This is a genomic window from Mycobacterium sp. E2733 (assembly GCF_001667585.1).
GTDB lineage: Bacteria > Actinomycetota > Actinomycetes > Mycobacteriales > Mycobacteriaceae > Mycobacterium.
On sequence record NZ_LZJZ01000134.1, the window covers coordinates 20,691 to 31,518 of the forward strand.

The following is a 10,828-nucleotide window of genomic DNA, read 5'->3' on the forward strand; positions in this document are numbered from 1 at the left end:
CACCTCGGTTCGGGAGAGCCGGTTCTGTTGCTGCACCCCTTCCTGCTGTCCCAGGCGGTATGGGAGGACGTCGCCCGGCGGTTGGCCGACACCGGGCGGTATGAGGTCTTCGCCCCGACCATGGCCGGCCACAACGGCGGTCCGCCCGCGGGCACCTGGTTCCTGTCCTCGGCGGTGCTGGCGGACCATGTGGAGCACCAGATGGACGAGATGGGCTGGGATACCGCCCACATCGTCGGCAACTCGCTGGGCGGTTGGGTCGCGTTCGAGCTCGAGCGGCGCGGGCGGGCGCGCAGCGTGATGGGCATCGCCCCGGCCGGCGGGTGGACGCGGTGGAGCCCGGCCAAGTTCGAGGTGATCGCCAAGTTCATCCTGGGCATTCCGCTGCTGGTGCTGGCCTGGCTGTTCGGCCCGAAGGTGATGCGCCTGCCGTTCAGCCGCCAGCTGGCCACCTACGCGATCAGCGCAACGCCTGAGGGGGTCACCGACGAGCAGCTGCTCGACTGCATCGACGACGTCGCCCACTGCCCGGCCTACTTCCAGCTGCTGGTCAAGTCGCTGTTGCTGCACGGCCTGCAGGAGCTGGCCGAAAACGCCGTCCCGGCGCACCTGGTCATCTGCGAGAAGGACCGGATTGTGCCCGCACCCAGGTTCAGCCGGCATTTCACCACCCATTTGCCCGACGACCACCAGGTCACCAAGCTCGACGGCGTGGGGCACATCCCGATGTTCGAGGCGCCGGAGCGCGTCGCCGAACTGATCACCGACTTCCTCGACGAGTGCAACCCGGCGCACCGGGGCGCCAACCCGTCGGCTAGTTAGCCAGCTTCTTCTCCAGGTTCTCGGCGATCGAGTCGAGGAACTCCTCGCTCCGTTGCCATTCCTGGTCCGGACCGATGAGGATGGCCAGGTCTTTGGTCATCTTCCCGCTCTCCACCGTCTCGACGACCACGGTTTCCAGCGTCTGCGCGAACTCGATCACCTCGGGGGTGCCGTCGAGCTTGCCGCGGTGGGCCAGCCCACGCGTCCAGGCGAAAATCGAGGCGATCGGGTTCGTCGAGGTCGGCTTGCCGGCCTGGTACTGCCGGAAGTGCCGGGTGACGGTGCCGTGCGCGGCCTCGGCCTCGACCGTCTTGCCGTCGGCGGTCATCAGCACCGACGTCATCAGCCCCAGGGATCCGTAGCCCTGCGCGACTAGGTCGGACTGGACGTCCCCGTCGTAGTTCTTACAGGCCCACACGTAGCCGCCCTCCCACTTGAGGCAGGCGGCGACCATGTCGTCGATCAGCCGGTGCTCGTAGGTCAGCCCCTCGGCCTCGAACTTGTCCTTGAACTCCTCGTCGTAGATGCGCTGGAACTCGTCCTTGAACATGCCGTCGTAGGCCTTGAGGATGGTGTTCTTGGTGGACAGGTATACCGGCCACTTGGCGTTCAGGCCGTAGGCCAGCGAGGCGCGCGCGAAATCCCGGACTGATTCCTTGAAGTTGTACATCCCCATCACGACACCGCCGTCGTCGGGGATGGACACCACCTCGTGCACCATCGGCTTGCTGCCGTCCGACGGCGTGAACGTGATCGAGACGGTGCCCGGCTTGTCGACCTTGAAGTTCGTCGCCCGGTACTGGTCACCGAAGGCGTGGCGGCCGATGACGATCGGCTTGGTCCAGCCCGGCACCAGGCGGGGCACGTTGGAGATCACGATCGGCTCGCGAAAGATGGTGCCGCCCAGGATATTCCGGATGGTGCCGTTGGGGGACAGCCACATCTTCTTCAGGTTGAATTCGGAGACGCGGGCCTCGTCGGGGGTGATGGTGGCGCACTTGACGCCCACCCCGTGCTTCTTGATGGCATAGGCGGCGTCGATAGTCACCTGGTCGTTGGTGCGGTCGCGGTTTTCGATGCCCAGGTCGTAGTAGTCCAGATTGATGTCGAGATGCGGCAGGATCAGCATGTCCTTGATGAACTTCCAGATGACGCGGGTCATCTCGTCACCGTCGAGCTCGACGATGGGCCCTTTGACTTTGATCTTGTGTTCGTCTGCCATATCGAGCCCGACTTCTTCCTCTAAGCGGCCCTTGACCTCAAGAGCCTTGCGAAGCGGCTAGCGCTTCATTGAACGTCTTGCTCGGCCGCATCACTGCGGTCGTCTTCTCGCTGTCCGGGTAGTAGTAGCCACCGATATCGACCGCCTCGCCCTGCGCCTCGGCGAGCTCGGCCACGATGGTGTCCTCCTGCTCGCCCAACGACTTGGCCAGCGCGGCGAAGTGCTCGCGCAGCTCTGCGTCGTCGGATTGCGCGAGTTCGGAGGCCCAGTACAGCGCCAGGTAGAACTGGCTGCCGCGATTGTCGAGTTCGCCGGCCTTGCGCGACGGGCTCTTGTTGTTCTCCAGCAGCTTGCCGATCGCGGCGTCCAGCGTCTTGCCCAGGATCTTGGCCCGCTGGTTGTGGGTCTTGATCCCGATGTCTTCGAAACACGCTCCCAGCGCAAGGAATTCACCGAGGGAATCCCAGCGCAGGTGATTCTCCTCGACGAGTTGGTGGACGTGCTTGGGCGCCGAACCGCCCGCGCCCGTTTCGTACATTCCGCCGCCGGCCATCAACGGCACGATGGACAGCATCTTGGCGCTGGTGCCCAGCTCGAGGATCGGGAACAGGTCGGTGAGGTAGTCACGCAGGATGTTTCCGGTCGCGGCGATGGTGTCCTGCCCGCGCATCGCGCGCTCCAGCGTGTACCGCATGGCCCACACCTGCGGCATGATCTGGATTTGCAGGCCCTCGGTGTCGTGCTCCTTGAGGTACTCCTTGACCTTCGTGCGCAGCTCCACCTCGTGCGGCCGTTCGGTGTCCAGCCAGAACACCGCCGTCATGCCCGAGTTGCGCGCCCGGTTGACGGCCAGCTTGACCCAGTCGCGTATCGCTTCGTCCGTGACGATCGGCATCCGCCAGATGTCGCCGGCCTCGACGTTCTGGGTGAGCAGCACTTCCCCGGTGTCGAGGTCGACGATGTTGGCGACACCGTCTTCGGGCACCTCGAACGTCTTGTCGTGCGACCCGTACTCCTCGGCCTGCTGCGCCATCAGGCCGACGTTGGGGACGGTGCCCATCGTCGTCGGGTCGAACTGCCCGTGAGTTTTACAGAAGTTGATGATCTCTTGGTAGATGCGGGAGAAAGTCGACTCGGGGTTGACGGCCTTGGTGTCCTTCTGCCGTCCGTCGGCGCCCCACATCTTGCCGCCCGCGCGGATCATCGCCGGCATCGACGCGTCTACGATCACGTCGCTGGGCGAATGAAAGTTGGTGATGCCCTTGGCCGAATCGACCATCGCCAGTTCGGGGCGGTGTTCGTGGCAGGCGTGCAGGTCGCGGATGATCTCCTCGTGCAGCGACGCGGGCAGCGACTCGATCTTGCTGTAGAGATCGACCAATCCGTTGTTGACGTCGACGCCGAGTTCGTCGAAGAGCTCCTGGTGCTTGGCGAAGGCGTCCTTGTAGAACACCTTGACGGCGTGGCCGAAGACGATGGGGTGCGAGACCTTCATCATCGTCGCCTTGACGTGCAGCGAGAACATCACGCCGGTCTCGTAGGCGTCCTCCATCTCTTCCTCGTAGAACTCGACCAGGGCCTTCTTGCTCATGAACATGCTGTCGATGACGTCGCCTTCGAGCAGCTCGACCTTGGGCTTGAGCTCGAGGGTCTTCCCGCCCTCGGTCTGAAGCACCATCTTCACGTTGCGCGCGCGGTCCAGCGTCATCGACTTCTCACCGTGGTAGAAGTCGCCGTGCCGCATGGTCGCGACATGGGTGCGCGAGGCCGGCGACCACGCCCCCATGCTGTGCGGGTGCTTGCGCGCGTACTCCTTGACGGCCTTGGGCGCGCGCCGGTCCGAGTTCCCTTGTCGCAGCACGGGATTGACCGCGCTGCCCAGGCATTTGCCGTAGCGGGCGCGGATTTCCTTCTCCTCGTCGGTCTTCGGGCTCTGCGGGAAGTCCGGAATCTTGAAGCCTTTGCCCTGCAGCTCTTTGACGGCGGCGATCAGCTGGGGCACCGAGGCGCTGATGTTCGGCAGCTTGATGATGTTGGTGTCGGCCAGCTTGGTCAGCCGGCCCAGCTCCCCCAGGTTGTCCGGAACCCGCTGCTCTTCGGTCAGGTGTTCTCCGAACTCGGCGAGGATCCGGGCCGCGAGGGAGATGTCGCTGGTCTTGATCTGGATGCCCGCCGGCTCGGCGAAGGCGCGCACGATCGGGAGGAACGCGTAGGTCGCCAGCAACGGCGCCTCGTCGGTCAGTGTGTAGATGACGGTCGGCTGTTCGGCGCTCACGGTCCCTCTCCCGGCGTGGAAAACCTTCGAATTTCGGTCAGATCTCTGGGGGGCTCAGCGTTCTTCCTGCCACGTTATCAAGGGCGTTTGGGCAGGTGTCGACCTGCCATTGGCACGAAGTCGGCACAGTAAGCTAATCTTCGTATTGGTCATGAGCGCCAGCATCAAGCCCCGGCTTGCTGGCCGGCAACCCTCCAACCGCGGTGGGGTGCCCCGGGTGATGACCAGGTCTAGTAGCCACAGGCTGCGCGGCAAGCGCGGGTCCGCCATATACGGACCCCTGACTAGAGGGGAAGACGTGATGTGCACATATCCAGCTCCTTCGGATCGGCCCATGTGTCGGATCGTGTCGCGCTGCTAACCCGCAATCCCGATACCCGATTCGCCAATCCCGAAGCAGAAAGCAAACCCACGTGAGCCCCGACAACAGTTCCACCAGCAACGACGACGCCGACCCGACCGCGCGGTGGTCGTTCGAGACCAAGCAGGTGCACGCCGGTCAGCACCCGGACCCGGCGACCAACGCCCGCGCCCTGCCGATCTACCAGACCACGTCCTACACGTTCGACGACACCACCCACGCCGCCGCCTTGTTCGGGCTGGAGGTTCCGGGCAACATCTACACCCGGATCGGCAACCCGACCACCGACGTCGTCGAGCAACGCATCGCCGCGCTCGAGGGCGGTGTGGCCGCGCTCTTCCTGAGCTCCGGGCAGGCCGCTGAGACCTTCGCCATATTGAACCTCGCGTGTGCCGGGGATCACATCGTCTCCAGCCCGCGGCTCTACGGCGGCACCTACAACCTGTTCCACTATTCGCTGGCCAAGCTCGGCATCGAGGTCACCTTCGTCGACGACCCCGACGACCTGGATTCCTGGCAGGCGGCGGTGCGACCGAACACCAAGGCGTTCTTCGGCGAGACCATCTCCAACCCGCAGATCGACCTGCTGGACATCCCCGGGGTGGCCGGCATCGCCCACGGCAACGGGATACCGCTGATCGTCGACAACACCATCGCCACGCCCTATCTGATCCAGCCGCTTTCGCACGGCGCCGACATCGTTGTGCACTCGGCCACCAAGTACCTCGGCGGGCACGGCTCGGCGATCGCCGGCGTCATCGTCGACGGCGGCACGTTCGACTGGACGCAGGGTCGCTTCCCCGGATTCACCACGCCCGACCCGAGCTACCACGGCGTGGTGTTCGCCGAGCTCGGCCCGCCGGCGTACGCGCTGAAGGCGCGGGTGCAGCTGCTGCGCGACCTCGGGTCGGCCGCTTCACCGTTCAACGCGTTCCTGGTGGCCCAGGGCATCGAGACGCTGAGCCTGCGCATGGAGCGCCACGTCGCCAACGCGCAACGCGTGGCCGAGTACCTCGCCGGCCACGACGGCGTGTTGTCGGTCAACTACGCGGGGCTGCCGGGCTCGCCGTGGTACGAGCGGGCAAAGAAGTTGGCGCCAAAGGGAACCGGCGCGGTCCTGGCCTTCGAGCTGGCCGGCGGCGTCGAGGCCGGCAAGGCGTTCGTCAACGCGCTGAAGTTGCACAGCCACGTCGCCAACATCGGCGACGTGCGCTCGCTGGTGATCCATCCGGCGTCCACCACCCACGCGCAGCTGAGCCCGCAGGAGCAGCTGAGCACCGGCGTGAGCCCGGGGCTGGTGCGGCTGGCCGTCGGCATCGAGGGCATCGACGACATCCTGGCCGACCTGGAACTCGGCTTCGCCGCGGCGCGCAAATACGGTGCGGACGCGCAAACCTCGGGCGCCGACCCGCAGGCCGTGGCGGCGTTCTAAGGACCCCGGCGATGACGATCTCAGACGTCCCCACGCAGACGCTGCCCGCCGAAGGCGAGATCGGCCTTGTGCACATCGGCTCGCTGACCACCGAGAGTGGCGCGGTGATCGAGGATGTCTGCATCGCCGTTCAGCGCTGGGGTGAGCTGTCGCCGACCCGCGACAACGTCGTGGTGGTGCTGCACGCGCTGACCGGCGACTCGCACATCACCGGCCCCGCCGGACCCGGACATCCCACCGGCGGCTGGTGGGACGGGGTGGCCGGGCCGGGCGCTCCGATCGACACCGACCGCTGGTGCGCCGTCGCCACCAACGTGCTGGGCGGTTGCCGCGGTTCGACCGGACCGGGCTCGCTGGCCCGGGACGGAAAGCCTTGGGGCTCAAGGTTTCCGATGATTTCGGTGCGCGACCAGGTGGAGGCCGATATCATCGCGCTGGCCGCACTCGGGATCGAGGAGGTGGCCGCGGTGGTCGGCGGATCCATGGGCGGCGCAAGGGCTTTGGAGTGGATGGTCGGACACCCCAGCCGCGTCCGGGCCGGCCTGCTGCTGGCGGTCGGCGCGCGGGCGACCGCGGACCAGATCGGCACGCAGACCACGCAGATCGCGGCCATCAAGGCCGACCCGAACTGGCAGGGCGGCGACTACCACGGCACCGGCCGCACACCGGACACCGGCCTGACCATCGCGCGCCGCTTTGCCCACCTGACCTACCGCGGGGAAGCGGAGCTCGACACCCGGTTCAGCAACGACAAGCAGGGTGTCGAGGACAGCCGGTATGCCGTGCAGAGCTATCTGGAACATCAGGGCGACAAGCTGCTGGCCCGCTTTGACGCGGGCAGCTACGTGGCGCTGACCGAGGCGCTGAACAGCCACGACGTCGGCCGCGGCCGCGGCGGGGTGCGCAAGGCCCTGACCGGTTGCCCGGTGCCGGCCGTGGTCGGCGGCATCACCTCCGACCGGCTCTACCCGCTGCGATTGCAGGAGGAGCTGGCCGAGCTGCTCCCGGGCTGCAACCGTCTGCACGTTGTCGAATCCATCTGCGGGCACGACGGCTTCCTCGTGGAGTCCGAGGCGGTCGGCGAGCTCATTCGCAAGACGTTGGATTTGGCCGACTCGACGGACGGCGAAGGCGCGTGTCGGCGGTGACCCGCTCTCGTCACGACCGCTCCCTGTCGTTCGGTTCGGCGGCCGCAGCCTACGAGCGGGGGCGCCCGTCCTATCCCCCGGAGGCGATCGACTGGCTATTGCCGCGCGGCGCGCGCCAGGTGCTGGACCTCGGTGCGGGCACCGGCAAGCTGACCACCCGGCTGGTGGAGCGCGGGCTGGACGTGGTGGCCGTCGACCCGATTCCCGACATGCTGGAAGTGTTGCGCACCTCCCTGCCGGAGACCCGGGCGCTGCTGGGCACCGCGGAGGGGATTCCGTTGCCTGACAACAGTGTTGACGTCGTGCTGGTTGCGCAGGCGTGGCATTGGGTGGATCCCCAGCGCGCCATTCCCGAGATAGCCCGGGTGCTGCGGCCGGGCGGCCGGCTGGGCCTGGTGTGGAACACGCGCGACGAGCGGCTCGGCTGGGTCCGGGAGCTGGGCGACATCATCGGCTCCGACGGTGACCGGGGCCGCTTCGACGTCAATTTGTCGGAGTTGTTCACCGAGCCGGAGCGCCACCAGGTCGAGTGGACGAATTACCTTACGCCGCAAGCCTTGATCGACCTGGTCGCGTCTCGTAGCTACTGCATCACCTCGCCGACCGAGGTCCGCACCAGGACATTGGAGCAGGTACGCGAGTTGCTGGCCACCCATCCGGCGCTGGCGAATTCGACCGGGCTGGCACTCCCCTACGTCACCGTGTGCATCCGGGCGACCTTGGCCGAGTAACTACGGCACATCGTCATCCTCATTCCGCAGGAGTTTTCGGGGTGGTGGAAGTTGTTGGTGCGGGGCTGTCCGCGAATCGCTAAAGTACCTTCTAAAAACTTGGGCTTGCGTCGATGCCCGGTTCGATTCCGAGGAGTTGCACCGGGGCTGACTTGCCCTTCAGTGCGTGGGATCCACGGTCGATGAGTTCTGGCCAGCGACCATTCAGGGCCGCGACGGTGTGGTGGGTGAGAAGGATCGCGTCGCCGGTGGTTTTGGTGAGTTGCTCGACACGGGCAGCGACGTTAACGGTATCGCCGATCAGGGTGAACTCGAGTTTTCCCCCGCCGCCGATTGTTCCGGCGATCACCACCCCGGTGTTGATTCCGATGCCGATCCGGAGTTCCCCGCTGAATCGGTCGGCGACAAGGCGCTGAATCAGAACTGCGGCATTGACAGCGGCGTCGGCGTGATCCGCAAGGTCATTCGGAGCGCCGAAGACGGCCAGCGCCCCGTCACCAAGGAACTTGTTGACATGCCCACCGGCATCAACGACGGCAGGCACCACGACCTCGAACAACGCGTTGAGACGGGCGACTGTGTCCTCGGCGGTGTTCGCCTCCGCGAACGGAGTGAAGTCACGGACATCGACGAACATCACCGTCACCTCGCGACGCTCCCCGGCGAACACATCGTCACCCTGTTCAAGTAGCCTCGCCGCCAGGGATGGATCAACGTAGGTCCCGAACGCGGCTTGAAGTCGTTGCCGCTCAGCCAAACCCGCCTGCATACGGTTAAACGACGCCGACAGCGCACCCAAATCATCGTCCTGAACCACCGGAAGCCGTTGGCTGTAATCACCGGCCCCCACCCGCACAGTTGCTTCGGAAAGGTCGCGAATGGGCCGAAGCGACGGCGAGACACCCGCACCGACGGTGATCGGTACTCCGATGCCGAGCGTCACCGCGCCCCCGATCACAACGGCAAGGACGGGTAGCTCCCCGCCCCGATCCAACACAACCCCCAACATCGCGCCCCCAGTGGTGCACGCGAACACGCAAGCAGCGATTGAGAGGTTCAGCCACGCAGCAAAAGTCGGACGGGAGCGCGGCAGGGAGTCACCAATCCCCGTGTCCCCCGCGAGAGCGGCCCGCGCCGGTCGCACTGCTCCCTCCAAACCGGTGTGCATACCGATGAGATTTGTCGCAATTCCCACAATCACGGCCAAGGTCCCGTACTGGACGAGCCGCGACCCGCTCGCCCCGGCGATCACGCCGACAACAATCAACAGCACCACGGCCCAAACCGGCGTGATCAACAACCCTCGAACAATCGCTGCGCGTGCCCAGGCGTAGGTCGCTGTGAGTGCCGTTGCATGATCGACCGCGCAGCCAGCGGCCCACCGCTCAACCAGACGGATCGGTCCCACACCGGGAAGAGTCACCACGAACGCCAACACGACCACGGCGGCGCCGGTGACCACTGCAGCCTCGACGTAGTGACTTGACTTCTCGTAAGCGACAACAACAAACGACCAAAGGAGGAAGGTCGGCAACAGTGACGCAAATGCGACGAGCCAAACCACCCACGAGTACCTCGCGCCGTACCGGTCCCACGCCCACTGCCAAACGCGATCCATGCCGGAAGACTAAACGTCGAGCGCGTCGACTTGCGGATACTTCCGACTACCGGCAGAACGTCGCAATCCGCCTGGCACCGACATAACCGCCGCCCTCCGCAAAGGCGGAACTCTGTCGGAGGCCTGCCTTATCCTGGAATCGCTCAAGAGCGGACGGCTGTTCGGGTACCTGGCCCGCCGTCCCGGCAACCGCGCCTCCACTGCACGGTGCCCCAGGGGAAGAGCCGGCGCGCGACGCGTGCAAGTGGTGGACGTCCGAGGGTGGCGTCGCCGGGAATGGCGAAAATGACCGAGCGAAGGCTGAGCGCTACCGACGCGGCGCTACGCGAACGCATCACCGAGTTGTCCGTGCATATTCCTTGCGGGCGCCTGCGAGGCCCGGTCCCGCCCACGTGCAAGTGGGGCGATGTGCTGCACGGGCGTTGGCAATCGTGCCCCGACGAAGACTCGCCCGAGAGATGGGACGGCTGGGATGTATCCCGTGCACTCGACCTGTGCATCATCTGCTTTAAGGCGACGGCAGGCGGGCCCACGCGGTGGTCATGGCTGGCATGCGGCGACTGCCTTGCCGTCAACACGGCGCTGGAGTCGGCGTGGGGTTTCCGCCCGTTCTCCCTCGGACGGCACAGTCTCATGAACGGGATCGGCGTCCGCGGCGGCGCACCACCCGAAGTTCAGGAGGCGCAGATCGCCCGGCTTGCAGAGTTCGCAAAAGGCGATAGCCGCCTGCGGCATTGGGAGACAAAGGAGTTCGGGCGGTTGGCGCGTAAGTTCGACCCGCTTGCCGACATCCCGTTGAGGGTTTGGCAACAGGAATGGGTGCCCGGCCGAAGCGCATCGTGGGACGCCTTCTCCCGTTTGATCGGATTCGAACTCCCCACGACGTTGGAGCGCGACTAAAACGGAGACAGTAAGCCGAGACATGGTGGTCCTGGCCGGAATCAGCTGAGGGTACGACTACATGAAACAGGTCGAGACGTGAATAGCCATAGCGGCGTCACGCATCTGAGCTTGACGCGGCGCTAGGGAAAGGGCGCCGGGCGCGCACAGTGATTAAGACGCGCCCGGGCTGTCGTCCTCTTCGCCGTCCTTGTCGTCATCGGCGTCGTCCCCGTGGCGGAGGAGTTTTTCGGGGTGGTGGTAGTTGTTGGTGCGGGGTCGGCCTTTGTCGAGGTGGGGTGGTGGGATCCATTCGGTTCGGCCCTTGGCGTTGGTGCGG

The 10,828-nt window shown here is 65.8% G+C and carries 8 protein-coding genes and 2 riboswitches; of the genes, 5 read left to right on the forward strand and 3 right to left on the reverse strand.

The genetic code is table 11. The features are described 5' to 3' along the window. Positions 1 to 24 precede the first annotated feature (24 nt). Positions 25 to 822 carry an alpha/beta fold hydrolase gene (locus tag A5678_RS24460; RefSeq protein WP_068048214.1) on the forward strand — a complete coding sequence of 266 codons (798 nt, stop codon included), beginning with the start codon at positions 25 to 27 and terminating at the stop codon, positions 820 to 822. Here A5678_RS24460 and A5678_RS24465 read toward each other — a convergent pair. Beyond that, positions 815 to 2,044: an NADP-dependent isocitrate dehydrogenase gene (locus tag A5678_RS24465; protein ID WP_068048194.1), complete on the reverse strand. Its 1,230-nt coding sequence runs from the start codon at positions 2,042 to 2,044 to the stop codon at positions 815 to 817. The genes A5678_RS24460 and A5678_RS24465 overlap by 8 nt on opposite strands. A gap of 37 nt (positions 2,045 to 2,081) precedes the next feature. Then, on the reverse strand, positions 2,082 to 4,319 hold the full coding sequence (locus tag A5678_RS24470; protein WP_068048197.1) for an NADP-dependent isocitrate dehydrogenase: 2,238 nt from the start codon (positions 4,317 to 4,319) through the stop codon (positions 2,082 to 2,084). Between the two features lie 147 nt (positions 4,320 to 4,466). Further along, a riboswitch (SAM riboswitch) is annotated at positions 4,467 to 4,583 on the forward strand. Positions 4,584 to 4,732: 149 nt separating this feature from the next. Between A5678_RS24470 and A5678_RS24475 the strand changes: the two genes are divergently transcribed. From A5678_RS24475 to A5678_RS24485, 3 genes are read left to right on the forward strand one after another with little or no spacing between them, the layout of a single operon-like run. After that, on the forward strand, positions 4,733 to 6,112 hold the full coding sequence (locus A5678_RS24475; protein ID WP_068048200.1) for a bifunctional o-acetylhomoserine/o-acetylserine sulfhydrylase: 1,380 nt from the start codon (positions 4,733 to 4,735) through the stop codon (positions 6,110 to 6,112). Positions 6,113 to 6,123: 11 nt separating this feature from the next. Next, positions 6,124 to 7,260, forward strand: coding sequence for a homoserine O-acetyltransferase (locus A5678_RS24480; protein WP_068048204.1), 1,137 nt, complete (start codon positions 6,124 to 6,126; stop codon positions 7,258 to 7,260). Further along, positions 7,257 to 7,991, forward strand: coding sequence for a class I SAM-dependent methyltransferase (locus tag A5678_RS24485; protein WP_068048217.1), 735 nt, complete (start codon positions 7,257 to 7,259; stop codon positions 7,989 to 7,991). Before A5678_RS24480 ends, A5678_RS24485 begins: the two co-directional genes overlap by 4 nt. Before the next feature lie 91 nt (positions 7,992 to 8,082). Here A5678_RS24485 and A5678_RS24490 read toward each other — a convergent pair whose 3' ends face one another. After that, the gene (locus A5678_RS24490; protein WP_068048207.1) at positions 8,083 to 9,609 is read right to left on the reverse strand and encodes an adenylate/guanylate cyclase domain-containing protein; all 1,527 of its coding nucleotides are present in this window, start codon (positions 9,607 to 9,609) and stop codon (positions 8,083 to 8,085) included. Between the two features lie 141 nt (positions 9,610 to 9,750). Continuing rightward, positions 9,751 to 9,862, forward strand: a riboswitch (SAM riboswitch). Positions 9,863 to 9,894: 32 nt separating this feature from the next. On the opposite strand from A5678_RS24490, the gene A5678_RS24495 reads away from it, so the two are divergent. Next, a complete protein-coding gene (locus tag A5678_RS24495; protein ID WP_068048220.1) occupies positions 9,895 to 10,509 on the forward strand; it encodes a hypothetical protein in 615 nt (204 codons plus the stop codon). The last annotated feature ends 319 nt before the right edge of the window (positions 10,510 to 10,828 follow it).